This is a genomic window from Mesocryomonas lacus (assembly GCF_055730135.2).
The window spans coordinates 13125-38041 of the sequence record NZ_JBUZWE020000011.1 but is presented as its reverse complement, the minus strand read 5'-3'; the positions used below and the strand labels follow the sequence as shown (position 1 = coordinate 38041).

The 24917-nt window shown below is 68.0% G+C and carries 25 protein-coding genes; 12 read left to right on the top strand and 13 right to left on the bottom strand.

The features are described from left to right. Nucleotides 1-112 precede the first annotated feature (112 nt). A complete protein-coding gene (locus ACZLZY_RS17120) occupies nt 113-1144 on the bottom strand; it encodes an aspartate-semialdehyde dehydrogenase (RefSeq protein WP_472935420.1) in 1032 nt (343 codons plus the stop codon). A 725-nt stretch (nt 1145-1869) separates the two neighbouring features. Between ACZLZY_RS17120 and ACZLZY_RS17115 the strand changes: the two genes are divergently transcribed. Beyond that, on the top strand, nt 1870-3585 hold the full coding sequence (locus tag ACZLZY_RS17115) for an MFS transporter (protein WP_472935419.1): 1716 nt from the start codon (nt 1870-1872) through the stop codon (nt 3583-3585). Nucleotides 3586-3781: 196 nt separating this feature from the next. Here ACZLZY_RS17115 and ACZLZY_RS17110 read toward each other — a convergent pair whose 3' ends face one another. Both ACZLZY_RS17110 and leuB read right to left on the bottom strand, forming a co-directional pair. Then, on the bottom strand, nt 3782-4168 hold the full coding sequence (locus ACZLZY_RS17110; RefSeq protein WP_472935418.1) for a hypothetical protein: 387 nt from the start codon (nt 4166-4168) through the stop codon (nt 3782-3784). Between the two features lie 59 nt (nt 4169-4227). Continuing rightward, on the bottom strand, nt 4228-5343 hold the full coding sequence (gene leuB / locus ACZLZY_RS17105; RefSeq protein ID WP_472935417.1) for a 3-isopropylmalate dehydrogenase: 1116 nt from the start codon (nt 5341-5343) through the stop codon (nt 4228-4230). A gap of 291 nt (nt 5344-5634) precedes the next feature. On the opposite strand from leuB, the gene ACZLZY_RS17100 reads away from it, so the two are divergent. From ACZLZY_RS17100 to ACZLZY_RS17090, 3 genes are all read left to right on the top strand, one after another. Further along, complete coding sequence (locus tag ACZLZY_RS17100; RefSeq protein ID WP_472935416.1) at nt 5635-6534, top strand: mechanosensitive ion channel family protein; 900 nt, start codon at nt 5635-5637, stop codon at nt 6532-6534. Nucleotides 6535-6599: 65 nt separating this feature from the next. Further along, nucleotides 6600-6752, top strand: a complete 153-nt coding sequence (locus ACZLZY_RS17095) for a hypothetical protein (RefSeq protein WP_472935415.1) — start codon at nt 6600-6602, stop codon at nt 6750-6752. A gap of 208 nt (nt 6753-6960) precedes the next feature. Beyond that, the gene (locus tag ACZLZY_RS17090; protein ID WP_472935414.1) at nt 6961-7608 is read left to right on the top strand and encodes a DsbA family oxidoreductase; all 648 of its coding nucleotides are present in this window, start codon (nt 6961-6963) and stop codon (nt 7606-7608) included. Between the two features lie 52 nt (nt 7609-7660). Here ACZLZY_RS17090 and ACZLZY_RS17085 read toward each other — a convergent pair whose 3' ends face one another. From ACZLZY_RS17085 to ACZLZY_RS17065, 5 genes are all read right to left on the bottom strand, one after another. Further along, the gene (locus tag ACZLZY_RS17085) at nt 7661-9232 is read right to left on the bottom strand and encodes a GMC family oxidoreductase (RefSeq protein ID WP_472935413.1); all 1572 of its coding nucleotides are present in this window, start codon (nt 9230-9232) and stop codon (nt 7661-7663) included. A gap of 140 nt (nt 9233-9372) precedes the next feature. Beyond that, nucleotides 9373-9900, bottom strand: coding sequence for a twin-arginine translocation signal domain-containing protein (locus ACZLZY_RS17080; RefSeq protein ID WP_472935412.1), 528 nt, complete (start codon nt 9898-9900; stop codon nt 9373-9375). 83 nt (nt 9901-9983) lie between these two features. Further along, the gene (locus ACZLZY_RS17075) at nt 9984-10379 is read right to left on the bottom strand and encodes a VOC family protein (RefSeq protein ID WP_472935411.1); all 396 of its coding nucleotides are present in this window, start codon (nt 10377-10379) and stop codon (nt 9984-9986) included. A gap of 303 nt (nt 10380-10682) precedes the next feature. After that, complete coding sequence (locus tag ACZLZY_RS17070) at nt 10683-11003, bottom strand: ribbon-helix-helix domain-containing protein (RefSeq protein WP_472935410.1); 321 nt, start codon at nt 11001-11003, stop codon at nt 10683-10685. A gap of 151 nt (nt 11004-11154) precedes the next feature. Further along, nucleotides 11155-12180 (bottom strand): zinc-binding alcohol dehydrogenase family protein, encoded by a 1026-nt coding sequence (locus tag ACZLZY_RS17065; protein ID WP_472935409.1) that lies wholly within the window; start codon nt 12178-12180, stop codon nt 11155-11157. A 97-nt stretch (nt 12181-12277) separates the two neighbouring features. On the opposite strand from ACZLZY_RS17065, the gene ACZLZY_RS17060 reads away from it, so the two are divergent. Beyond that, on the top strand, nt 12278-12640 hold the full coding sequence (locus ACZLZY_RS17060; protein ID WP_472935408.1) for a winged helix-turn-helix transcriptional regulator: 363 nt from the start codon (nt 12278-12280) through the stop codon (nt 12638-12640). A gap of 82 nt (nt 12641-12722) precedes the next feature. Here the strand turns inward: ACZLZY_RS17060 and leuD are convergent, their stop codons facing one another. Next, nucleotides 12723-13328, bottom strand: a complete 606-nt coding sequence (gene leuD, locus ACZLZY_RS17055) for a 3-isopropylmalate dehydratase small subunit (protein WP_472935407.1) — start codon at nt 13326-13328, stop codon at nt 12723-12725. Nucleotides 13329-13397: 69 nt separating this feature from the next. Between leuD and ACZLZY_RS17050 the strand changes: the two genes are divergently transcribed. The 4 genes from ACZLZY_RS17050 to ACZLZY_RS17035 all read left to right on the top strand — a co-directional run bounded on the left by ACZLZY_RS17050 (nt 13398) and on the right by ACZLZY_RS17035 (nt 15679). Further along, nucleotides 13398-14294 (top strand): HpcH/HpaI aldolase/citrate lyase family protein, encoded by an 897-nt coding sequence (locus ACZLZY_RS17050; protein ID WP_472935406.1) that lies wholly within the window; start codon nt 13398-13400, stop codon nt 14292-14294. Further along, nucleotides 14291-14497: a DUF1737 domain-containing protein gene (locus ACZLZY_RS17045; protein ID WP_472935405.1), complete on the top strand. Its 207-nt coding sequence runs from the start codon at nt 14291-14293 to the stop codon at nt 14495-14497. Before ACZLZY_RS17050 ends, ACZLZY_RS17045 begins: the two co-directional genes overlap by 4 nt. Nucleotides 14498-14567: 70 nt before the next feature. Further along, the gene (locus ACZLZY_RS17040; RefSeq protein ID WP_472935404.1) at nt 14568-15233 is read left to right on the top strand and encodes a TIGR02117 family protein; all 666 of its coding nucleotides are present in this window, start codon (nt 14568-14570) and stop codon (nt 15231-15233) included. A gap of 146 nt (nt 15234-15379) precedes the next feature. Next, complete coding sequence (locus tag ACZLZY_RS17035; protein WP_472935403.1) at nt 15380-15679, top strand: addiction module antidote protein; 300 nt, start codon at nt 15380-15382, stop codon at nt 15677-15679. Nucleotides 15680-15688: 9 nt separating this feature from the next. Here ACZLZY_RS17035 and ACZLZY_RS17030 read toward each other — a convergent pair whose 3' ends face one another. Beyond that, nucleotides 15689-16111 (bottom strand): metallopeptidase family protein, encoded by a 423-nt coding sequence (locus ACZLZY_RS17030; RefSeq protein ID WP_472935402.1) that lies wholly within the window; start codon nt 16109-16111, stop codon nt 15689-15691. Between the two features lie 376 nt (nt 16112-16487). Here ACZLZY_RS17030 and ACZLZY_RS17025 point away from each other — a divergent pair, with 376 nt between their 5' ends. From ACZLZY_RS17025 to ACZLZY_RS17015, 3 genes are read left to right on the top strand one after another with little or no spacing between them, the layout of a single operon-like run. Further along, nucleotides 16488-17468, top strand: a complete 981-nt coding sequence (locus ACZLZY_RS17025) for an ImuA family protein (protein ID WP_472935401.1) — start codon at nt 16488-16490, stop codon at nt 17466-17468. Next, nucleotides 17380-19284 (top strand): Y-family DNA polymerase, encoded by a 1905-nt coding sequence (locus ACZLZY_RS17020; protein ID WP_472935595.1) that lies wholly within the window; start codon nt 17380-17382, stop codon nt 19282-19284. Before ACZLZY_RS17025 ends, ACZLZY_RS17020 begins: the two co-directional genes overlap by 89 nt. Continuing rightward, complete coding sequence (locus ACZLZY_RS17015; protein ID WP_472935400.1) at nt 19284-22796, top strand: error-prone DNA polymerase; 3513 nt, start codon at nt 19284-19286, stop codon at nt 22794-22796. Before ACZLZY_RS17020 ends, ACZLZY_RS17015 begins: the two co-directional genes overlap by 1 nt. 117 nt (nt 22797-22913) lie before the next feature. On the opposite strand, the gene ACZLZY_RS17010 is transcribed toward ACZLZY_RS17015, so the two are convergent. The 3 genes from ACZLZY_RS17010 to ACZLZY_RS17000 all read right to left on the bottom strand — a co-directional run bounded on the left by ACZLZY_RS17010 (nt 22914) and on the right by ACZLZY_RS17000 (nt 24863). Continuing rightward, on the bottom strand, nt 22914-23198 hold the full coding sequence (locus tag ACZLZY_RS17010) for a GNAT family N-acetyltransferase (RefSeq protein WP_472935399.1): 285 nt from the start codon (nt 23196-23198) through the stop codon (nt 22914-22916). Next, nucleotides 23195-23833, bottom strand: a complete 639-nt coding sequence (locus ACZLZY_RS17005) for an alpha/beta hydrolase (RefSeq protein ID WP_472935398.1) — start codon at nt 23831-23833, stop codon at nt 23195-23197. The genes ACZLZY_RS17010 and ACZLZY_RS17005 overlap by 4 nt, the downstream gene beginning before the upstream one ends. 97 nt (nt 23834-23930) lie before the next feature. Beyond that, entirely contained in the window at nt 23931-24863 is a 933-nt protein-coding gene (locus tag ACZLZY_RS17000; RefSeq protein ID WP_472935397.1) for a ring-cleaving dioxygenase, read from the bottom strand. Nucleotides 24864-24917: the final 54 nt, after the last annotated feature.

Genomic DNA, 24917 nt, shown 5'->3' with positions numbered 1-24917 from the left:
CCGTCGTGTGCCGTTAGAAATGGATGGCTGACCCCGAAAGCCCGGCGCCCGGCAGCAAGAAGCCGCCGGCAACGCGTACCGGCGGCTTCTCGGAGTTCGGCAGTGAAGAGGCTTAGGCCGCCTTCTTCGCCTTGATCAGGCCGCGGTTCACCAGGAGCTCGGCGATCTGCACGGCGTTGAGGGCGGCGCCCTTGCGCAGGTTGTCGGCGACGACCCAGATGTTCAGGCCGTTCTCCAGCGTCTGGTCCTCGCGGATGCGGCTGATGTAGGTCGCGTCCTCGCCGGTCGCCTCGTAGGGGGTGATGTAGCCACCGTTCTCCTGCTTGTCGATGACGAGGCAGCCCGGCGCCTCGCGCAGGATCGCCCGCGCCTCGACGGCGGTGATCGGGTTCTCGAACTCGATGTTCACAGCCTCGGAATGGCCGATGAACACCGGCACACGCACGGCGGTGCAGGTGACCTTGATCTTCGGGTCGAGGATCTTCTTGGTCTCGGCCATCACCTTCCACTCTTCCTTAGTCGAGCCGTCCTCCATGAAGACGTCGATGTGCGGGATGACGTTGAAGGCGATGCGCTTGGTGAAGGTGTTCACCTCGACGCCATCGGCGACGAAGACCGCGCGGCTCTGCTTGAACAGCTCGTCCATGCCGGCCTTGCCGGCGCCGGAGACCGACTGGTAGGTCGAGACGACGATGCGCTTGATCTTGGCGAAATCGTGCAGCGGCTTCAGCGCGACGACGAGCTGGGCGGTCGAGCAGTTGGGATTGGCGATGATGTTCTTGCGCGAGAACATCGCGACGGCGTCGGCGTTCACCTCCGGCACCACCAGCGGCACGTCCTGGTCGTAGCGGAAGGCCGAGGAGTTATCGATGACCACGCAGCCGGCAGCGCCGATCTTCGGCGACCACTGCTTCGACACCTCGCCGCCGGCCGACATCAGGCAGATGTCGGTGTCCGAGAAGTCATAGGTGTCGAGGAACTGCGTCTTGAGGATCTTGTCGCCATAGGTCACCTCGGTGCCCTGGCTGCGGCGCGAGGCCAGCGCCACGACCTCGTCGGCGGGAAAGCCGCGCTCGTCCAGGATGTTGAGGATTTCGCGCCCGACATTGCCGGTGGCGCCCACGATTGCCAGCTTGAAACCCATCGGTCTCTCCCACTCTCCCCGGTGAAATCTTACGCGCCCCCGATCCCCCCGGGGGAGAGCGCGGGGAGGCAGGCGTCAGATAATCCGGGTTTTGGTGGTGCGCGCGATCATGCCGGGCGATATGCGCGGCAGAGGGCAAAAAGTCAATCGGCAGGGAATTTCGCGGGCGTCAGGGCCTGGAAAGACATCTCGATCGGCAAATAGAAACGGCGGGATCATGGATCCCGCCGAAGAACTGGCTGACCGAGCCGTGACGCGGTCCTGCTGGAATAACCGGCGACCTTAGTCGGGCCGGCGCTGCGGGGCGGCGCTGCCGCGCGTCATGCGCTTGGTAATCCAGGCAAGAATGACGGCTTTGAGAATACCACGGATCATCGGTTCGTCCTTGATGAGAGCAAAGCAGGGGAATGCAGCGGCGGCGGAACGGTTGCGCTGCTCGTAAACTGCGATTCACGTGAAACGTTCGGGCGCGCAGCGCTCCGCCGGCAGCCGGCGAAGGATAGGCCGCTGCAAAGACGCGCCTTTTCTTTCATTACGACTAAGGACGCAATTTTACTCTTTCCGCTTTCGCGCTACGAAAGAGGTTCAACATCGCGTGACCGGACCGGGCACGACGATGGATCAACGGTACGGGCAGGACGCAGACCGTCTCGCCAAAAGATACCGCAGACGAATCTGGAACCTGTCGCCGGCGCATCCGACGACGGCCCTTGGGGAGGGAACACATGACGACGATCGGCACGGATGTCGCGGAGGCCAAACGGCCGATGAACCGCGAGGAGCGGAAGGTGATCCTCGCCTCCTCGCTCGGCACCATTTTCGAGTGGTATGACTTCTATCTCTACGGAACGCTCGCCGTCATCATCGGCAAGCAGTTCTTCTCGGCCTTTCCGCCGGCGACGCAGGCGATCTTCGCGCTTCTCGCCTTCGCGGCCGGCTTCCTCGTCCGCCCTTTCGGCGCGCTGGTCTTCGGCCGGCTCGGCGATCTCGTCGGGCGCAAATACACCTTCCTCGTCACCATCGTCATCATGGGCCTCTCGACCTTCTGCGTCGGGCTACTGCCGAGCTATGACCAGATCGGCTGGGCCGCGCCGATCCTCCTCATCGCGCTGCGCATGCTGCAGGGCCTGGCGCTCGGCGGCGAATATGGCGGCGCTGCGGTCTATGTCGCCGAACACGCCCCGCGCGGGCGCCGCGGCTTCTACACCGCCTGGATCCAGACCACGGCGACGCTCGGCCTCCTGCTCTCGCTCGCCGTCATCGTGACGCTGCGCGTCAACATGGGCGAAGAGGCTTTTGCCACCAATTACCCCGTCCTGTTTGGCCTCACCGGCGGCTGGCGCATTCCGTTCCTCGCCTCGGCGCTGCTGCTGGCGGTCTCGATCTACATCCGCCTGCAGATGAACGAGTCGCCGGTCTTCCAGAAGATGAAGGAAGAAGGCACCCGCTCGAAGGCGCCGCTGACGGAGGCCTTCGGCACCTGGAAGAACGGCAAGATCGTGCTGATCGCGCTGTTCGGCCTCGTCGTCGGCCAGGCCGTGGTCTGGTACACCGGCCAGTTCTACGCACTGTTCTTCCTGCAGAGCATCCTGAAGGTCGACCTCCTCACGGCGAACGTCCTGATCGCCTGGTCGCTGATCCTCGGCACGCCCTTCTTCCTCGTCTTCGGCGCGCTGTCGGACCGGATCGGGCGCAAATGGGTGATACTCGCGGGCTGCGCGCTGGCTGCGGCGACCTATTTCCCGCTGTTCCATGCGCTGACCAACACCGCCAACCCGACCTATGCCGCCGCCATCGAGAACGTCGACATCCAGGTCTCGGCGGACCCGGCAACCTGCGGATCTCTGTTCGATCCGGTCGGCATCCGCACCTTCACCGAGCCCTGCGACATCGCACGCCGCACGCTCTCGCAGCAGGCCTTCACCTACACGCTGGTGCCGGCTGCAACGGGTGCGCCGACGACGGTCAGCGTCGCCGGCACCGACGTCCCGGTCGCCCCGGCGACGCTTGCCGACGGCAAGACCGAGACCTTTGCCCAGCGCCTCGGCCCCGCCACCGTGGCCGCCGGCTATCCCGCCGCCGCCGATCCCGCCAAGGTCAAGGTCGACGGCTTCTTCTCGGTGTTCGGCAATGCGCAGGCCCTGAAGGTGATCGCCATCCTCTGGGTGATGGTGGTCTACGTCACCATCGTCTACGGCCCGATCGCCGCGGCGCTGGTGGAGTTCTTCCCCACCCGCATCCGCTACACCGCGATGTCGCTGCCCTACCACATCGGCAATGGCTGGTTCGGCGGCCTCCTGCCGGCGACCTCCTTCGCCATCGTCGCCTCGACCGGCGACATCTATGCCGGCCTCTGGTACCCCGTCGGCTTCGCGATCCTGACGATCATCATCGGCGTGATCTTCGTGAAGGACCGCCGCAACATCGACCTCAACGACTGACAAGGTCGGCGCATATGAAGAAGGCCTCGGCAGCGATGCCGGGGCCTTTTTGTTGGCGTGCTGTCGAAGCGATCCGCAGGCGAAGAGACCGCCGACCTTGGTCGGCAAGGCCGCACGCCATCAGCGCTGCGGCTGATCAAGATCAGCCTCCCGGCCGTATTGAGACCAACGCTGTCCGCAGAGAACGCGCTCCAGCCTAGCGGGATGTCCCTGACCATCGCGTACGGAAATGCGCCCCGCCTGAGAGCGTGACCTCCGTCCAGGCGCTCTTACTCTCCACTGGAATGATGCTCACAGCCCGATCAAAGATTCTGCGCGCCTCACCCGGACCTTTCGTCCTGATGCAGAGATCGAATTCGCCCTCGCGCGCCTGTGGTGATGGACGCTTGGTGAACTCTCGAACGTCGGGGCTCTGCTGGAGATACCCGACGATGCGTTCATGGCTCTGAAAGTCGGTTCCGCAGCAGTAGCTTCCAAAGTGCACGGTGACGTCACAGGCCTCGGCTGCGACCGATGGTGACGCAAGAACCAGCACGCTGAGCATCAGCGCGCTGAACGAGCGGCTGAATCCGATGACGACCATGAGACGCTCCGAAAATCAGCGAGGGCGGAGAGAGCCGGCATATGCGCCGGCCCGCTCCCTCAGGCGGCCAGCTTATCCCGGAACGCCGCGAGAATCGCGTCGCCCATTGCCGCCGTCCCGACCTTCGTCGCACCCGCCGCCATGATGTCGGCGGTGCGGATGCCGCGGCCGAGGACGTCGGCGATCGCCGCCTCCAGCGCGTCGGCCTCCGCGATCATCTGGAAGGAATAGCGCAGGCACATCGCGAATGAGGCGATCATCGCGATCGGGTTGGCAGCGCCGGTGCCGGCGATGTCTGGCGCCGAGCCGTGCACCGGCTCGTAGAGCGCCTTGCGCTTGCCGGTGGCGGCGTCCTCGGCGCCGAGCGAGGCCGAGGGCAGCATGCCGAGCGAGCCGGTCAGCATCGCCGCGATGTCCGACAGCATGTCGCCGAACAGGTTGTCGGTAACGATCACGTCGAACTGTTTGGGCGCCCGCACCAGCTGCATGCCGCCGGCGTCCGCCAGCATGTGCTCGAGCTGCATGTCGGCGAATTCCTCGCGGTGCACGCGCGTCACCACCTCGTTCCACAGGACGCCCGACTTCATGACATTGCGCTTTTCCATCGACGTCACCTTGCCGCGGCGGGTGCGCGCCAGCACGAAGGCGGCCCGCGCGATGCGCTCGATCTCGTAGGTATCGTAGACCTGGGTGTCGATGCCGCGCTTCTGGCCGTTGCCGAGGTCGATGATCTCCTTCGGCTCGCCGAAATAGACGCCGCCGGTCAGCTCGCGCAGGATCAGGATGTCGAGACCCTCGATGATCTCCGGCTTCAGCGAGGAGGAATCGGCGAGCGCGGGATAGCAGATCGCCGGCCGAAGGTTGGCGAAGAGTTTCAGGTCCTTGCGCAGCCGCAACAGGCCGGCCTCGGGCCGCACGTCGTAGGGCACGGCATCCCATTTCGGACCGCCGACGGCACCGAACAGCACGGCGTCGGCGGACAGCGCCTTGGCCATGGTCTCCTCGCTGACCGCCGCGCCGCAGGCGTCATAGGCGATGCCGCCGACGAGGCCCGTCTCGGTGACGAAGCCGGCGCCCGTCGCCTCGTTCATAAAGGCGATCAGCTTCTCGACCTCGGCCATGGCCTCGGGGCCGATGCCGTCGCCGGGCAGCAACAGGAGCGTGCGGGTGGTCATGTCAAATCCTCCTCCAAGTTCCCGTCTCTGCTAGCGCCGCGGGCGGGATGCCGCAAGGGATCGGCGTTCGCACGGCCCTGCAAGGCTTCCAGTCACTGGAGTTAACCAATTCACTTCAAAGGCAAAACGCCCCGACATCGCCCTGAATCGACCGCAATTTCTCAACCTTCGCTTAACCCTGCTGGCGGATAACCAAGCCATACGAACGAAAGCCGGTGCGGCTCGAACGGCACGCCTTGCGGGGGACCTCTCCCGGGCGGTGGCCGGGCTATGCCGTGGGGAAGAGACGACATGCCCGATTTCATCAGTGAGAAGGCCGCGGACAACCTCGCGATCAGCCTCTGCATCCTCCTCGCCATCCTCGCTTGCCGCTGGGCGGCCGAGTTCTGGATCACCCGCACGACCGACGGCATCGCCGCCCGCCAGCGCCGCTTCACGGTGCGCGCGGTGACCAACATGCTGCTCGCCGTCTGCCTCCTCGGCGTCTGGCTGTCGGAGATCCAGAACCTCGTCTTCTCGCTCGCCGCCGTCATGGTCGCCTTGGTCATCGCGACCAAGGAACTTTTGATGTGCGTCGCCGGCGCGCTGCTGCGCTTCGGCGGGCATCTCTTCAAGGTCGGCGACCGCATCGAGATGAACGGCATCCACGGCGAGGTCATCGACCACGGCCTGTTCTCGACGACGATCATGGAGACGCCGCCGAACGGGCTCGGCCATGCTGGCACCGGCCGCCGCCTGACCTTGCCGAACAGCCTGTTTCTCGCTTGCCCGGTCCGCGTCGAGGCGCAGCCGCGCCAGTTCGCGCCGCACCGCTTCACCGTGACCCTGGAGCACCCGGCGCCGATCGCCTTCGCCCTGGCGCGGCTGGAGGCGGCCGCCGAGACGGCGCTTGCCGAGGACCGGGAGCGCGCCAGCCGCTTCCACCGCCTCAGCGTCGCCAAGACCGGCGTCGAGATCGCCGGCCCCGGCTTCGAGGTGACGCTCGCCACCTCCGACATCGGCAAGCTGCAGTTTCACGTGATGCTCTACTGCCTCGCCAAGGATGCGCGCGCCCTGCAGCAGGACGTCACCATCGGCTTCCTCACCGATCTCGCCAGCGTCGGCGACCAGCAGCCCGCCAAATCCAAGGTCACGGACGGCTGGAGCGATCTCGCCCGCAAGCTGCGCGAGCCCCGCACCAACGCCGCCTGATCGACACCGCCTCACCCGCCGACCAGCGCCTTCCCTCCCCGTTCAGCCGACCCAGGACCTTGACCATGCCGACCCGTTCCACCGACAGCCGCCCTTCCGGCATCGCCCGCTTCGATCCCGTCCGCGTCGATCCCGCCGCCGTCCTGCGCCAGATCGGCGGCACACGCATTGCCGATGTCCGGCAGCCGTCGAAGACCGCCCGCCGCGCCGGCCTCTGAGGTCATCGCAGGTTGAAGGAACGGCACGGATCCAAGCCTCGATGATGGGGCTTTGCTCCAACGGCAAGGGCCGCCGGACCGTCACACGTGAAGACACCCCCTTGCGCGGCCTTGTCGACAGCATAGCTGGAGTGGCAAAGCGCGCCCGCGCGCAGCGGAGCGCCAGCACCGGATGAAAGCCCGGTCGCCGTTCGCAAGGGAAAGTGCCATGTCCAAGCCGATGAAGATCGATTTCGTCTCCGACGTCTCCTGTCCCTGGTGCATCATCGGCCTCAGAGGGCTGGAGACGGCGCTGGAGCGGGTCGGCGACCTCGTGACGCCCGAGATCCACTTCCAGCCGTTCGAGCTCAATCCCGCGATGCCGGAAGGCGGCCAGGACATGGCCGAGCATCTCCAGGAGAAATACGGCTCGACGCCCGAGCAGTCGGCGGCGAATGGCGAGATGATCAGGGAGCGGGCGGCCGGCGTCGGCTTCACCATGGCTTCGCGGCGGGGGTCGCGGATCTACAACACCTTTGACGCGCACCGCCTGCTGCACTGGGCCGGGCTCGAAGGCCGCCAGCAGGAGCTGAAGCACCAGCTCTTCACCGCCTACTTTACCGACGGACAGAATCCCGGCGACACCGCCGTCCTCGTCGACGCCGCTGAAAAGGCCGGGCTCGATCCGGCGGCGGCGGCCGATATCCTTGCCTCGGGCACCTATGCCGACGAGGTCCGCGCCGCCGAGCGCGACTGGCAGGCGAAGGGCATCACCTCGGTGCCGGCGGTGATCGTCAACGACCGCTACCTCATCTCCGGCGGCCAGCCGCCTGAGGCTTTCGAGCAGGCGATCCGGACCATCGCCGCGGAGGCCTGAGGCCCCGAAGCCGAAGCATCGGAAGGCGCCTCAGCGCCCTCCGATGGATCGTTTACAGTTCGCCCTTCGCCATCCGGCCGGCGATGTGGTCGGCCTGGCGCAGCGCCAAGGCGACGATCGTCAGCGTCGGGTTCTCGGCAGCGCCGGTGGTGAACTGCGAGCCGTCGGAGACGAAGAGGTTGGTGATGTCGTGCGTCTGGCCGAAGCGGTTGACGACGCCGTCCTTGGCCTTCTCGCTCATCCGGTTGGTGCCGAGATTGTGGGTCGAGGGATAGGGCGGGGTCTCCACCACGCGCTTGGCGCCGACCGCGTCGTAGATCGCCTTACCTTGCTGGTAGGCATGGTTGCGCATGGCCGTGTCGTTCTCGTGATCGTCGAAATGGACGCTGGCGACCGGCATGCCGAACTTGTCCTTCTCCTTGCCGTCGAGGGTGATGCGGTTTTCCTCGCGCGGCATGTCCTCGCCGACGATCCAGAGGCCGGCCATGTTCTTGTACTCGTCCATGTCGCCAGCGAACTGCTTGCCCCAGCCGCCGGGATCGAGGAAGGCGGCCATGAAGGGGATGCCGAGCGACAGCGTCTCGAACTCGTAGCCGCCGACAAAGCCGCGGGACGTGTCGTGCCGTGCCTCGTCCCGGATGATGCCGGCCATGGTGGTGCCGCGGTACATGTGCACCGGCTTGTCGAAGATCGCGTAGACCGAGCCGGTGGTATGGCGCATGTAATTCTTGCCGACCTGGCCGGAGGAATTGGCGAGACCATCTGGAAACTGCGCTGAATGCGAGTTGAGCAGCAGGCGCGGGCTCTCGATCGAATTGCCGGCGACGGCGACGCCGCGGGCCTTCTGGCGCTGCTCCTTGCCCTCTTTGTCGGCGTAGACGACGCCGGTGACCTTGCCGGACGCGTTGTGCTCGATGCGCAGGACCTGGCAGTCCGGCCGCACCTCGAGCTTGCCGGTCGCCTCGCCTTTCGGGATTTCCGCCACCAGCGTCGACCATTTGGCGCCGGATTTGCAGCCTTGGAAGCAGAAGCCCATCTGCAGGCAGGAGGCCCGCTCGTCGCGCGGCTCGGAGTTGATGGCCATGCGGCCGGTCGAGACCTCCTTGTAGCCGATCTTCTTGGCGCCGGCCTCCATCACCTTGTAGTTGTTGTTGCCGGGAAGGCCGGGAATGCCGTTGGTCGTGGTCACGCCCATCCGGTCCTCGGCCATGGCATACCAGGGCTCCATCTCGGCGAGCGTCACCGGCCAGTCCAGGAGGTTGGCGCCCGCCACCTCGCCGTAATGGGTCTTGGTGCGGAACTCATGGTCCTGGAAGCGCAGCGAGGCGCCGGCCCAGTGCGTGGTCGAGCCGCCGACCGCCTTGACGATCCAGGCCGGCAGGTTCGGAAAGTCCTTCGAGACCCGCCAGTCGCCGGTGGTCATCCGCTTGTCGGTCCAGGCGAGCTGCGAGAAGCTGTCCCATTCGTCCTGGATGAAGTCCCAGGTCTCGTGCCGTCCGCCGGCCTCGAGGATCACGGTGTCGATGCCCTTCAGGGCGAGCTGAGTGCCGAGCGTGCCCCCGCCGGCGCCGGAGCCGACGATGACGAAGACGCTGCTGTCGTCGAGGCTGTAGGGTGCTGCCATGCTGTCCTCCCGTGTGGCGGATCCCGCCGTTCCCGGCCGGTCCGCGCATCATTGTTCTGATCCTGGTCGATGGCCTCGCCGTGCTGCGGAGCGGCGCCGGCCGTGCTGGTTCCCCGGCGCTGGCGGTGTCCGCCTGCGCCTCAGGCGAGCCAGTCGATGTCGTTGAAGCCGTGCTCGATATAGCCGCCGCGCGAGGCGACCTCGCCCTCGTAGCCGAAGATCGGCCAGAGCTCCTTCTGGTTGTAGAGGCCGACCACGAGGTTGCCGCGCACCTTCTGGAAGAACGGGTCGGTGGCGATACCCTCGAGAAGTTTCGTGCGGGCCGCCTCGTCCTTCACTGCGGCGTAGCCGCCGGCGCCGGCCGACGTATCGAGACTGGCGACGCCCTTCTCGAGGCCCGCCAGCACGTCGGCGTCACCGGCGGCGGCCTTGTCGAGGATCTCGACCGCGGCGGCATAGTACTTGTCCGCAATCTCCGCATGGGGATACGTATCGCGCGACATCTGCACGAGGGTGGCGAAGCTTTCGGGCTTCAGCGCCGTCGGCGTCGCCGCCCAGGCCTTGCCGACGAGGCTGCCGCCGGGAAGGATCTGCAAGGCGAGCAGCCCGGCGCCCCCGGCTTTCAGGAAGTTGCGCCGCGACATCTGCGGCATCGAGATCTCGTTCATGCTGTCCTCCCGTGATCCCCGCCGGCGCTCTCTGGCGCCTGGCGGGCCTTCTGGCATCTGCGCGTGCCGTCGCCGCGTCGCTGTTACTGGTATCGGCCGTGCCGCTGGAGCACCTCGATCTTGTAGCCGTCGGGGTCCTCGACGAAGAAGAAGCGGGCGATCACCGTGCCGCCCGGCGCGAAATCCTTGAGGTCCTTGGGGGCGAGCCCTTCCGCCTGGAAGCGCGCATGCTCGGCATCGAGATCGTCGACCGAGAAGGCGAGATGGCCGTAGCCGTCGCCGAGGTCGTAGGGCGCGCTGTGGTCCTTGTTAACCGTAAGCTCCAGTTCAAAACCGGTCTCGGCATTGCTGAGATAGACGAGGGTAAAGGTCTCGAAATCCAGCCGATCGGCGATCTCGAGCCCAAAAGCGCGGCGGTAGAAATCGAGCGAGCGCTTTTCGTCGAGCACCCGGATCATGCTGTGGATGGCTTTGGCCACGTCTTTCCCTCTGTCAGGGCCGCCGCGGCGGCCGAACTCCCGGGAAAAAGGGCATGCAGAGGCGTTCGCACCCTGATGCGTCGGCATTCCCCTCCTCCCGCGGCGCTGTTCCCGAAGGTGCGCCGTTCTGGGGTGGAGATTAGTGGCCGCCTAAAAGCTGGAGGTAGTATCCTGATACGACAGTGAGATTCTCTCCGGCGGTCAAAGGCGAAAGCGCCCTGCGTCCGCGGAAACGCAGCCAGCGCCCTCTATCTCAGTGATAGCCGAGCCTCGATCTTCGATGGGGTTCTATTGGGGGATGGCCTACCGCACGAGGCTGAGCTGCGGCGCGGCCCGGCGCGGTTCCGGGTGGGGTGTCGAGCCGAGCACCCGCTCGAGGTGCAGGAGGCAGGCGCAGCGCAGCAGGGAGGCGAAGTTGCGCACCTCGCCGTGCAGGTCGAGGACCTCGCCGTAAAGCTTGGTGAGGAAGCGCGCGAGCGACATGTTCTCGGCTTTCGCAAGTTCCTCCAGAAGGTGCCAGAAGGCCATTTCCAGCCGGATCGACGTGGCGTGTCCGCCCAGCCGCAGCGAGCGGGTCTCGCTCTCGTAGTTTTCCGGCGGTATTCCGGCAAACATCCTGCACATGCCCGCACCCTCCCGCGACAGCCCGACGACGGCTACCTTCGAATCATTCCAATAAAGCGCGAAGTGCGGGCGCCCGCAAGGAAGTGATGCAGATGGCGGTAGCCGTCGGACTGGCCCGGCCGACGGGCCAGTCCTAGAGGCGGCGAGGCGATCAGCCGGCCGGCGGGAAGCCCTCGAGCACCAGCTTGCCGCGGGCGCTGCCGGCCTCGATCATCGCGTGGACGCGTCGAAGGGTCGCGGCATCGATGGGCGAGAACCGCTCCGTCATCGTGGTGCGGAGCTTTCCCGCGTCGACCATCCCCGCGACCTCGTTCAGGAGCACGCCTTGCTCTGCCATGTCGGCGGTCTCGTAGATCGAGCGGGTGTACATCAGCTCCCAGTGAACCGAGACCGACTTGCGCTTGAAGACGCCGATATCAAGCACCTTCGGATCGTCGATCAAAGCGAGGCGTCCCTGCGGGGCGATCAGCTCGGCAATCTCGGCGAGATGCTGGTCGGTATGGTTGGTGGAGAAGACGAAAGCGGGCGCGCCGAGGCCGAGCGCTGCAACCTGCTCGGCCAGCGGCCGGCTGTGATTTACGACGTGGTGGGCGCCCATCTCGCGCACCCATGCCTCGGTCTCCGGCCGCGAGGCGGTGGCGATGACGGTGAGGCCGGTCAGCGCCCGGGCGATCTGGATGGCGATCGAGGCGACGCCGCCGCCACCGCCGCTGATGAGGATGGCCGGCGCCGCGCCCGGCACGGGACGGCCGACGTCCAACCGCTCGAACAGCGTCTCCCAGGCGGTGATCGCGGTCAGTGGCAAAGCGGCGGCTTCGGCCCAATCGAGCGTCTCGGGCTTGCGGCCGACGATCCGCTCGTCGACCAGATGCAGCGCGGCGTTGGTACCGGACCGGCCGAGCGCGCCGGCATAGTACACGGCATCGCCCGGCTTGAAGGCGGTCACGTCGGGACCGACGGCCGTGACGGTGCCGCTCGCATCCCAGCCCAGCACCTTCCAGTCGCCCTCGGCCGGCTGACTCGACTTGCGCATCTTGATGTCGATCGGGTTGACCGAGACCGCCCGCACCTCGACGAGAATATCCCGTCCCGTCGCCGCAGGGACCGGCAGGTCGATGTCGACGAGGGAATCGGCGCGGTCGAGGGCGCCGGCTTGCTGGTAACCGATGGCACGCATGGGAAAGGCTCCTGTGGATCGAAGCCTGGAGATAGTCGCACTAGATAAGATGGACAGTACGCACAAGCACCGCCCCTAGTACCCAAAAGGATACCGCATGGCCAAGTCACGGCATTCGCGTTTCGACTGCCACCCCGGCTGCTCGGTCGAGGCCGCCATCAGCCTCATCGACGGCAAGTGGAAATGTGTGATCCTGTTTCATCTCGAGGAGGGAACGCTGCGCTTCAACGAGATCCGGCGGCGGATCCCCGGCGTCACCCAGCGCATGCTGACCAACCAGCTGCGCGAGCTGGAAGCCGACGGTCTCGTCCACCGGAAGATCTATGCCGAGGTGCCGCCGAAGGTCGAATACAGCCTGTCGCCGCTCGGCCGCAGCCTGTCCCCGGTGCTCGTTGCGCTCAAACACTGGGGCGACGCGCACATCGACCTGTTTGCGGTGAAGGCCGACGAGGCGGCCTGAACCCGAGGCGCAAAGGCTGTGGGGGCGGCCTGAGCCGAGGCTCACGCCGCGCCGGTCCGCCTGCCGCCCGCCGCCCGCCGCTTTAGGCCCAGGGCCGCTGTTCGGCGTTGCGGGCCTCGAAGCCGGTGATGCTGGCTTCCTTCTCCATGGTCAGGCCGATGTCGTCGAGACCATTGATCAGGCAGTGCTTGCGGAACGGGTCGATGTCGAAATGGATCGTACCGCCGTCGGGACCGCGGATCTCCTGGGCTTCGAGGTCAATCGAGACGCGCGCATTGGCGCCGCGCTCGGCATCGTCGAGCAGCATTTCCAGCTGCTCGGGGGTGACGCGGATCGGCAGCACGCCGTTCTTGAAGCAGTTGTTGTAGAAGATGTCGCCGAAGGCGGTCGAGATCACGCAGCGAATGCCGAAGTCGAGCAGCGCCCAAGGGGCATGCTCGCGGCTCGAGCCGCAGCCGAAATTGTCGCCGGCGACGAGGATCTCCGCCTGCCGGTAGGCCGGCTTGTTCAGGACGAAATCGGGGTTCTCGCTGCCGTCGCGGTGATAGCGAAGGTCCGCGAACAGGCCCTTGCCGAGCCCGGTGCGCTGGATCGTCTTCAGATAATCCTTCGGGATGATCATGTCGGTGTCGATGTTGACGATCGCCATCGGCGCCGCGACGCCCGTCAGTTTGTCGAATTTCTGCATGGCCGGCTCCTTCGCTATGGGCCTTGGTTATCACTTTCGCCGGGCCTTTCAAACTGGCATGCAAGGGGCATGCAGCAACCGCGACACTCCCTCCTCTTCGTTCCCGCCGCCAACCCCCGGGCCCTGGCGAAATCCGCCGGACTTGCCGTCGATACGCTGATCTTCGACCTCGAGGATTCAGTCGCGCCAGCGGAGCGGGCGGCCTCGCGGGAGCGGCTGCGGGCGCATCTTTCGGCGCTCGGCAGCGAACCCGGCCAGCCCGAGATCGTGGTGCGGATCAACCGGCTGGAGACGCCGGAGGGCGCCGAGGACCTGTTCATGGCGCGCGGCGCCTGGGTGCAGGCGGGCGGGCGACCGGCGGTCGATGCGATCCTCCTGCCGAAGGTCGAGGATCCCGCCGAGATCGCGACCGTTGCCGAGATCCTCGACGCCACCGACGCCCCGGAAAGCCTGCGGCTCTGGGCGATGATCGAGACGCCGCGCGGGCTTCTCGAGGTCGGGCGGATCGCTTCCGCCGGCGGGCGGCTGCAGGCGCTCGTCGCCGGGCCGAACGACATCGTCGCGGCGACCGGAATCCGGCTCTCGCCCGGCCGCCCCGAGCTCCTGCCCTATCTCGCCATGATCCTCCTGGCAGCGCGGGCGCATGGCCTCGCCGCCCTCGACGGCGTCTACAACGATATCGCCGACGCTGCGGGCCTTGCCGCCGAATGCGCCGCCGGCCGCGCCATGGGCTTCGACGGCAAGACGCTGATCCATCCCGCCCAGATCACTGCGGCCGACCTTGCTTTCGGCCCCTCGGCCGACGATATCCGGGAAGCGGAGGCAATCGTCGCCGCCTTCGCCAGACCTGACCATGCGGGCGCCGGCGTCATCCGCCTCGACGGGCGGATGGTCGAACGCCTCCACCTCCACGCGGCCGAGCGGCTGCTGGCGCACCGCGACGCGATCGCAAGGAAAGCTCGATGAAACTCTACCGCCTGCTGACCGGCCCCGACGATGCCAGCTTCTGCCACAAGGTCTCGGCCGCGCTCGACAAGGGCTGGGAACTGCATGGCAGCCCGAGCTACGCCTTTGACCAAGCAGCCAACGGCATGCGCTGCGGCCAGGCGGTGGTGAAGGAGCTCTACGGCCAGAGCTATGATCCCGCGATGAAGCTCGGCGATCACTAAGCCGGCAAACCTCCTGCGGCGGGCCGCGGCTTTCGGGGCCGGCGGCCTGCTGACGCTCATGGGCGCCGGCGTGCTGGCGCTCGCCCTCGGCGTGCTCGTGCCCGTTTCGGGAACGCCCGGAACGGGCGCCGCAAGATCCAGCGGTGGGCACACCGTGCTCGTCCTGTCGAACCCGATCCACACCGACATCGCGCTTCCGGCCGAGCCGGCGGTGCGGACCCGCTTCGGCTTCCTCGCCGAGGCGCTGGGGCCGCCCGACCCCGACCATCCCGCCGATTCCGGCCTGCCGCTCGAGCGCCCGGATGTCGGCAGCATCGTCGTCGGCTGGGGCGGCCGCAGCTTCTACACGGCGACGCCGACCTGGGCCGACCTGAAGCCCGGCCCGGTTCTGCGCTCCTTCACCGGCGACGCCTCGGTGCTGCATCTCGAGCTCGCCGGGACGATCGATCCCGGGGCGGAAAGCGTGCGCGCCTACACGCTGGACGACGCGGCCTTCGAGCGGATGCTGGACTACATCGAGGCGAGCTTTCGCCGCGATGACGCAGGGCAGCCGATCGCTCTCCCCGGCACCGCCTACGGCCCCTTCGACCGCTTCTTCGAGGCGGAAGGCCGCTTCACCGCCTTTGCCGGCTGCAACGCCTGGACCGCCCGCGCCTTGCGCGCCGCCGGCATCACCACCGGCCTCTGGACCCCGCTGCCGCAGACGCTGGCCTGGTCGCTGGACCTTCATGGGTGAGCTGGATGACTTGACCCACGGTGCAGGCTACCCCGTCTATTAGCTTCAAAGGGGCAACCGCTTGGTGGTTCTGCTCTGTGGTGGTGACAAATCGAGCCAAGCCGCGGACATTCGTAAGGCGCTCGCGCTGGCAGAGAGGCTTTGACATGACCGACAAGATCGACCTCGGCGCCTTGCCACGCTTCGATGCGGCCGACTATCTGACGACGCCGGAGCGACAGGCGGACTATCTGTCGCAAGCCTTGGAAGACGGCGACGACGCGGAAATCCGCCGCGCTTTGGGCGCCATCGCGCGCGCCCGCGGCATGACAGGCTTGGCGGAGGCGACAGCCATGAACCACCAGAGCCTCTACGTCGCCCTCAGCGATCAAGGAAACCCGGCCTTCTCGACCGTGACGAAACTCGTCCGCGCCATGGGCCTGAAGCTGACGGTTCAGCCGCAGTAGCTACAGTCGCTACCCCGCCTTCGCCTCGAGGCTCTCCATGTCGTCGTCGGACAGGCCGAAATGGTGGCCGATCTCGTGGATCAGCACGTGCGCGACGAGGGTGCCGAGGCTCTCCTCGTGCTCGGACCAGTAGTCGAGAATCGGCCGGCGGTAGAGGAGGATGCGGTTCGGCATCATGCCGGTGCCGCCGAGGTCGAAATCGGCGACCGGACGCCCCTCGAACAGGCCGAGAATGTCGAAGGCGCTTTCGAGCCCCATCTCCTCCACCACCGCGTCCTCGGGAAAATCGGCGACGTAGAACTGGATCTCGCCCGATAGCTTGCGGAACTCGGCCGGCAGGTTGGCATAGGCCTCCAGCGCCAGGGCTTCGATCTCGTCGAGACTCGGCGCCATCCGCCGTCCCCAGTCGCCCGTCTGATCCAGCTTGGCCATTCCGATTCCTTTGTCTGTCCCGGCAGAGATAGGTCACGTTCCGGTGGTGTGCGAGGGTTTTCGAGATGCGGCCGCCCGGCGGCAGGATTGACAGGCGGAAGGGCGGTTTTGCGGGCTCCGGAGACCCTCCTTGGGCCTTGGACCGGCCAAACCGCCTATAGGACGAATATCCTTAATATTCAGGATATCCAACGGTTTGTGGCGCAGACTGAATCACATCAAGGAAGATAGTCCACAAAAAGACTCCGCTTGACTCTCAAGGGACCCTCTGGAATCCATAGGAACATACAGGGAACAACGTCCCTTGTGAGGGAACGGATGCTCTCCGGGAGAGGGCGGAAACGACCAGACCTGCGTCTGGCCGAGGGAGATTGTCATGCCGAAAACCCCGCTTCTTCCCGGCCGGACCGCCACGGTTGCGACGCTGGCTGACCTGCAGGAGCGCATTGCCCGGATCGAGGGACGCCCGGTGCACCGGCTGGTGCCGGCGACGGAGCCTGAGCGGCCGGCCGGGCTGCGCGACGGGCCACCCGCAAGGGCCGCCAGTCCGGCAGCCTGCGGCGACGCCGCGGCGTGGGCGCGGCCGGCCGGATTGGCTGCGCCTCTGGCGGCACAGGACGAGGCCGCCGGGCCCGGCTTTGCGGGCCTCGCCGCCAGCCTGCGCCAGCCCGGACTGACCGAAATCCATGTCGACGACACCCGCGGCAGCGGCAGCGGCGCCGGTTTCGTGCTGGCGCTGGCCGTGCTGTTCGGCGCGCGGGCCGGCCGGCCGGCGCTGTGGATCGGCGCCAATCTCGGCTTTTCCGAGGGCGGCATGCCGTATCTTCCCGGCCTTTCAGGCCATGGGCTCACGGCCGGCGCTCTGCTGCTGGTGCGCACCCGCCGGCTGGAGGAGGCGATCTGGGCCGGTGAGGAGGCCGCCCGCTCGGCCGCCGCCGCGCTGACCATCCTCGAGGTCCGCGGCAATCCCGGCCGGCTTGGGCTTGAGGGAACGCGCCGGCTGCACGTGCGGGCGCGCGACGCCGGCACGCCGCTTCTCCTTCTGCGCCAGAGTGGCCGGGCCGAGGCCACCGCCGCGCCGCTCCGGCTGCGCATCGCGCCCGCGCCCGCGCCCGCCGCCGATGTCACCGGGATCGGCGACGGCGCCAAACTCATCGGCCACCCCGTCTTTGCCATCACCGTCGAGAAATCCCGCGACGGCCGCCCGTACCACCTGCTCCTGGAATGGAACCCGCATGAACGCCGTTTTCAAGCACCCGCCGAGCCGCATTCTCGCGATCGCGCTGCCCTTCCTGTCGACCGACCGGATCAGGCGCGACCGGCTGGGACGCTCCTGGCGCTCCGCCGCGCGTCCTGAGGCCGGTGGTCCCGGCCCGCGGACGGGCAGCCCCGAGCGGCCGGGTGCGGGAACGCCGGCGGACACCGCGGACGGACCGGCGCCGCTGGTGCTCTACGAGCGCCTTGCCCAGGCTGACCGCATCTCGGCGCTCTGCGAACAGGCGACGGCACTCGGCCTGCAGCGCGGGCTTGGCCTTGCCGAAGCGCGCGCCCGGTTTCCAGGCCTCGACATCCAGCCCGCCGACCCCGCCGCCGACCGGCGCCTGCTCGCCGCCATCGCCGACTGGTGCGACCGCTACACGCCGCTGGTGGCGCTCGATGCGCCGCGCGGCCTGCTGCTCGACATTTCCGGTTGCGCGCATCTCTTCGGCGGCGAGACGGCGCTGCGCGACGACCTCGCCGGCCGCCTGACGCGCCAGGGATTTGCCGCCGCCACGGCGATCGCCCAGCAGGCCGGCACGGCCCTAGCGCTGGTCGACGGCGCGCCTGGCTGCCAGATCGAGCCGGGCGGCGAGGCCGAAGCGCTCGCCCCCCTGTCGATCCGTACGCTGCGGCTCGCTGGCGATCTCGCCGCGATGCTGGAGCGGCTCGGCCTGAAGACCATCGGGGACATCGCGGCGCTGCCCCGCGCCAGCCTCACCCGCCGCTTCGGCGCCGAGCTTCTGGAGCGGCTGGATGCCGCCATGGGCACGGCGCGCCGGCCGATCAGCCCGCGCCTCGCCATCCCCGCCCTCATCGCCGAGCGGCGCTTTGCCGAGCCGATCAGCCAGGTCGAGGACATCCAGCGCATCATCCTGCTCCTCGCCGACCGGCTGGCGGCCCTTCTGGAGAAGCGCGGCGAAGGCGCCCGCCAGCTGGAACTGGCGTTGTTCCGGGTCGACGGCGCGGTGGAGCGGCTCGCCGTCTCAGCCTCGGCGCCGATCCGCGCGTCGGGACGCATCGGCGTTCTCTTCCGCGAGCGGTTGAAGGGATTCGGCGACGAGCGCGACATCGGCTTCGGCTACGACCTCGTCCGCCTCTCGGTGGTGAAGGCGGAGGCGATGGCCGAATGCCAGGCGGACCTCGCGCCGCCGAGCGCGGCGACCGGCGACCTGCAGGGCCTGATCGACCGCATCGGTGCCCGGCTCGGCGAGAGCGCCGTGCTCGGCATGGAGCCGGTCGACAGCCATTGGCCGGAGCGCGCCATGCGCCTCGCCCCGGTCATCCCCGGCGCTGCGCCAGCAGCGCCCGGCGCTGCGTCCGCGGTGGCGGGCACTAGGTCAGCTGTGGCGGGCGCTGCGTCCGCGGTGCCGCGCGCTGCCGCAGCCGCGCCTGGCATGGCGTCCACGGCGCTGGCCCCTGCTTCGGCGAATGCGGCGGACGCGGTACCGGAAACGGCCTCTGGTACGGTTTCATCCGCGGCCGCGGAGAGTCGCGCCGAAACCTTGCCGGATGACAAAAAGTCCGCCGCCTTGCAGAGCCCCGTGCGCAAGGGACGCGCTGCGCCGCGGCCGGAGACGGCGATCGTCCTGCACCCGTTCGACGGGCTGCGGCCGGTGCGGCTGTTGCCGGTGCCCGAGCCGGTGGAGGCAACCTTCGCCGTCCCCGACGGCGTGCCGCTGAACTTTCGCTGGCGCCGGGCGCTGCATGTCGTGCGCAAGTTCGAGGGGCCGGAGCGGATCGCGCCGGAATGGTGGCGCGGCGAGGCCGAGCGGACGCGCGACTATTTCCGCATCGAGGATGCCGACGGCCGTCGCTACTGGCTGTTCCGCAAAGGTTTTCACGGCGAGGTGGTGGATCCCGCGATCCCCGTGCCGCCGGTCGCGGCCTGGTACCTGCATGGGATCTTTGCGTGATGTCGGGCCTACAGGGCTTCGCCGAGATCGGCGTCGCCAGCAATTTCTCCTTCCTGCGCGGCGCCTCGCAGCCGCCGGAACTGGTGCTGGCGGCGCAAGGCCGGGGCCTTGCCGGCATGGGCCTTGCCGACCGCAACACGGTCGCCGGCGTGGTGCGCGGCTACCAGGCGGCGCGCGAGGCGGGGTTCCGCTTCGCGCCGGGGGCAAGGCTGGTGTTTGCCGACGGCACGCCCGATATCCTCGCCTATCCCCGCGACCGCGCCGGCTGGGGCCGGCTCTGCCGCTTGCTGACCACCGGCAACCTGCGGGCCGACAAGGGCAGCTGCGATCTCTTTCTTGCCGACCTCTTGGAATGGGGCGAGGGGCTGAACCTTGCCGTGCTCGCGCCCGCGGGCCTCGGCGATCTCGACAGCATGGCAGCCGAGGCAGCAGTGCAAGGGGCGCGCGGCGTGCTCTCGCCGCTAGCCAACGCTTTTGGCAAAGCGGTGCGGCTCGCCGTCGCGCCTTGCCATGACGGCACCGACCAGCGCCGGTTCGCCCGGGCCGCAAGCCTTGCGCGCACCTGCAAGACCCCGCTCGTCGCCACCAATGACGTGTTCTACCACGCGCCGGAGCGGCAGCGGATGCAGGACGTGCTGACCGCGATCCGCCTGCATGTGCCCCTCGCCGAGGCCGGGCTGCAGCTCGCCCGGAACGCCGAGCGGCACATCAAGTCGGCGGACGAGATGGCGGCGCTGTTCCGCGACCACCCTGGCGCTGTGACAGAGAGCCTGCGCTTCTTCGGCGAGCTGCAGTTCGACCTGAAGAGCCTGAAATACGAATATCCCGACGAGGCGCTGAAGCTCGCCCGCACACCGGCCGAGGAACTGAGCCACCTCGCCGCCATCGGCGCGCGCTGGCGCTATCCCCGCGGCGTGCCGCAGAAGGTCCTCGACCAGATCGAGCACGAGCTGGCGATCATCCGGACGCTGCAATACGAGCCCTATTTCCTCACCGTCCACCGCATCGTCCTGGCGGCGCGCAAGATGCGGATCCTCTGCCAAGGGCGCGGCTCGGCGGCCAACTCCACCGTCTGCTACTGCCTCGGCATCACCGAGGTGGACCCGGAGATCACCGGCCTCCTGTTCGAGCGCTTCATCTCGCCCGAGCGCGACGAGCCGCCGGACATCGACATCGACTTCGAGCACGAGCGGCGCGACGAGATCATCAACTGGATCTACCAGGAGTACGGCCGCGACAATGCCGCGATCGCCGCGACCGTCATCACCTACCGCGCCCGCTCGGCGGCGCGCGAGGTCGGCAAGGCCTTTGGCCTTTCGGACGATGCGGTCTCCGCCCTGTCCGGCTCGGTCTGGGGCTATTCCTCCAGCGATCTCGGCGAGCGGGAGGCCGCGGCCGCCGGCCTTGCTGCCACCGATGCGACCACCGCCAACGTCCTCTCCTTCGCCTCGGAGCTGATGGGGTTTCCGCGCCATCTCTCGCAGCATGTCGGCGGCTTCGTGCTGACGCGCGGGCGGATCGACGAGACGGTGCCGATCCTCAACACCGGCGCCAAGGGCCGGACCATCGTCGAATGGGACAAGGACGACCTCGACGAGCTGAAGATCCTCAAGATCGACATTCTGGCGCTCGGCATGCTGTCGTGCCTGCGCCGCGGCTTCGACCTCATCAAGAAGCATTACGGCGAAGCCTACACCCTGGCGACCTTGCCAAAGGAGCCGCCGGACGGGCCGACCTGGAAGATGACACACCGGGCCGACACGCTCGGCGTGTTCCAGATCGAGTCCCGTGCCCAGATGACCATGCTGCCGAAGCTGAAGCCCAATGCCTTCTACGACCTCGTCATCGAGGTCGCGATCGTGCGGCCGGGGCCGATCCAGGGCGACATGGTGCACCCCTATCTGAAGCGCCGGATGGGGCTGGAGAAGCCGGTCTACGAGAGCCCGGCGCTCTACGAGGTGCTGAAGCGCACGCTCGGCGTGCCGCTGTTCCAGGAACAGGCGATGCAGATCGCCATCGTCGCCGCCGGCTTCACGCCCGGCGAGGCCGACCAGCTGCGCCGGGCGATGGCGACGTTCAAGCGCTCCGGCAAGCTCTCGACCTTCCGCCAGAAGATGATCGACGGCATGGTCGCCCGGGATTACACAAGGGAGTTCGCCGAGCGCTGCTTCCGGCAGATCGAGGGGTTCGGCGAATACGGCTTTCCCGAGAGCCACGCCGCCTCCTTCGCGCTCCTGGTCTACGCCTCCTGCTGGATGAAGTGCCATTATCCCGACGTCTTCGCCGCCGCGCTGATCAATGCCCAGCCGATGGGCTTCTACGCCCCCGCGCAGATCGTCCGCGACGTCCGCGATCACGGCATCGCGGTGCGCGCCGTGGACGTCAACCGCTCGGACTGGGACTGCACGCTCGAGGAAGCCCCCTTCGACCCTGCGCAGCTGCAGCGCCGACACCGGGAGATGCAGGACGCAATCCGCTCGAAGCACGCCGTGCGGCTCGGCTTCCGGCAAGTGAAGGGGCTGTCGGAGGCGGAGATGGCGCGGCTGGTGGCGATCCGGGCGGAGACCGGCGCCTATGATTCCGTACGCGACCTCTGGCTGCGCTCGGGCCTCGACCGCGGGGCGATGGAGCGGCTGGCCGATGCCGACGCCTTTGCCGGGCTCGGCCTGTCGCGCCGCGACGCGCTTTGGGCGGCGCAGGCGCTCGACCCGAAAGGCGCTGCCGAGCGGCTGCCGCTGTTCGAGAGCGCCGCGGCGCAGGACCTGCAGAAGGAGCCGGACGCGGCGCTGCCGCCGATGCCGATGGGCGAGGAGGTGATCAACGACTACCGCTTCATCTCGCTGTCGCTGAAGGCGCACCCCGTCTTCTTTGTCCGCGAGACCTTGCGGCGGCAGAGGGTGCTGACCAACCAGACGCTGGAAACGCTGCCCTCGGGGCGGCGCGTCACCGTCTCCGGCCTCGTTTTGGTGCGGCAGCGGCCGGGCTCGGCGAAGGGCGTGATCTTCATGACCATCGAGGACGAGACCGGGGTGGCCAACATCATCGTCTGGCCGAAAGTGTTCGAGCGGCTGCGGCCGATCGTGCTCGGCGCCCGCTTCGTCAAGGTGACCGGCCGGATGCAGTCCGACCGCGGCGTCATCCATGTCGTCGCCGACGAGATCGAAGACCTCACCGGCCTCCTGATGCACATCGCGACCGGCGGGCTCGACACCGCCAGCCATATGGCGCCGGCCGACCATGTCCGCAGCCCGCTGCGGCCCGGCCCGGTCAAGCGGCGGGATGGCGGCAGCATCCCGCCCAGTCCCGAGAACACGCTCGGCGGCCTCTTGTCGCGCGCCGACGAGGTCCGCCGGCCGATCGACGAGGGCCGCCTGCACCGGCGGCGTCTCGACGAACTCCGCAAGGCGGTGTGGCGGGAGTCGGGCGAGCAGGCCCTGCCGGCGGACTATGCGCACGTCGCCCCCGACCGGGAAGCGCGCGCGGTGCTGCCGAGAGGCCGGAACTTCCAGTGAGGGCGTCAGGTCCCCGGCCGGATCCGCACCGGGTCCGGCCGCGGGTTGAACTCGGCGTCTTCCTCCGGCGGCAAGTGGAAGCGGCCCTTGGAGAAGTCCGCTACGCGCCGGGGCTGGCTATTTCAGGACGTCGGCCCATTCCGGATGGCGCTTAAACTGCGCCGCGGCAAACGGGCAGAGCGGGATGATCTTCAGCCCCGCGGCGCGGGCGTCCTCGACCGCACGGGCGACGAGCGATACGCCGGCGCCCTGGCCGCGGAACGCGTCGGGGACCTCGGTGCTGTCGATGATGATCATCGTCGCGCCGGCCTTGGAGAAGGTCAGCCTAGCCACCGCGCCGCCGGGCCCACCGAGGGAATAGCTGCCCTTGCCCTCCGAGTCCTGCCGTTCGATCCCGCTCATGCGGCTTGACCTTGCGCCTCTCCGGCGTCGCGCAGGAAGGCGGCGGCCGCCTGGATCTCGGCATCGCGGATCTCATGGCCGCCGGGGTGCCAGACCGTCTCGACCAAAGCGCCGGCGGCCGAAAGGCTCTCCGCTAGCCGCTCGGTCAGCGCCGGCGGACAGATCGGGTCCTGCCGCCCGGCGGTGATCAGCACGCGCCTGCCGGCCATCCCGGGCGCGATCTCCGGCTCGAAGGGAATGAGCGGGTGCATCAGCACCACGGCATCGAACAGAGCGGGGTCGGCGAAGAGCGTGGTGGCCAAGATGTTGGCGCCGTTGGAATAGCCGAGCCCGAGCGTCTTCGGCAGCGTTGCGGTTGCGGAAGGGGCCGGACGCTTGCTGGCGACAAAGCGGCGCATCTTCTCCGTCGCGCGGGCGAGGTCGTCCATGTCGTAGCGGCCCTCGGCGAGGCGGCGGAAGAAGCGCGCCGCCCCCATCTCCAGCACGTCGCCGCGCGGCGAGACGAGCCCGGCCTCGGGCAGGATCTGCCGGGCAAGGTCAAGGAACTGCGTCTCGTCGCCCCCGGTCCCGTGGAACAGGAAAAACGTTGGCGCGCCCGGCGTCGCGGCGGGCTGGTGGTGATGGCGGTAGTCCATGGGAAACCTCCTTTGGCCGTCGCCCGGCGTGCGAACGCCCAGGCTTCGGCACGGCATCATGCGAACTTCCCGGCGGTCGCCCGCCGGGAAGTTCTGGTCAGGTTGCGTCGCCGAGCGGCGGCAGGTGCGCCTCGATGGCGGCACGCGAGGGCTCGTAGCGGGTCGGCAGCATCAGCCTCTCGCCGAGATGGGCGAGCGGCTCGTCGCGGTCGAAGCCCGGCTCGTTGGTGGCCACCTCGAACAGCACCCCGCCGGGGGTGCGGAAGTAGATCGCCCAGAAATAGTCGCGGTCGATCACCGGGGTGACCTGGTAGCCGGTATCCAGCAGCGCCTGGCGCACCGCGAGCTGCGCGGCCCGGTTCTCGACGGCGAAGGCGACGTGGTGGACGGAGCCTGCCCCTTGCCGCGCCCTCGGCGCACCCGGCAGCGTCTCGATGTCGATGATCCCGGCGGTCCCGCCGGGCACCTGCAGCCGGGTGACGGCACCGGACCGGTCGACTTCCTCATAGCCCATGAACTTCAAAAGCTCTTCGGTGGCGCCGCCGTCGCGCAGCCGTAGCTGGACGGAATGGAAACCACGCACCGCCGCATCGGCATCGACGCCGCCACCGAGGAAGGGCGCGCGATCGTCGTCGCCCTCGATCAGCGAGAACCCCTCGCCATCGGGACCTGCAAAATGCATCCGCTCGGCGCCGAAGGCGGTGTCGCGCGAGAGCCCGGCGACGCCCGCGGACGAGAGCCGAGTCTCCCAGAGGCCGAGCGCGCCTTTCGGAACGGCGAAGGCGGTGGTCGCGACCTCACCCGCACCGGGCGTGCCGCGCGCCGCATCCGGGAACGGGAAATAGGTCATCACCGAGCCGGGGCTGCCGGTCTCGTCGCCGTAGTAGAGGTGATAGACGTCCGGCGAGTCGAAATTCACCGTCTTCTTCACCCGGCGGAGGCCCAGCGTGTCGGTGAAGAAAGCGTTGTTCTCGCGGGCATTGGCGGCCATCGAGGTGACGTGGTGGAGGCCCTTGATCTGGTCGAGCATGTCGAAATCCCTTCGAGGCTGGTGTGCCCTCCATCTGGCCCTCCGGCGGGCTCT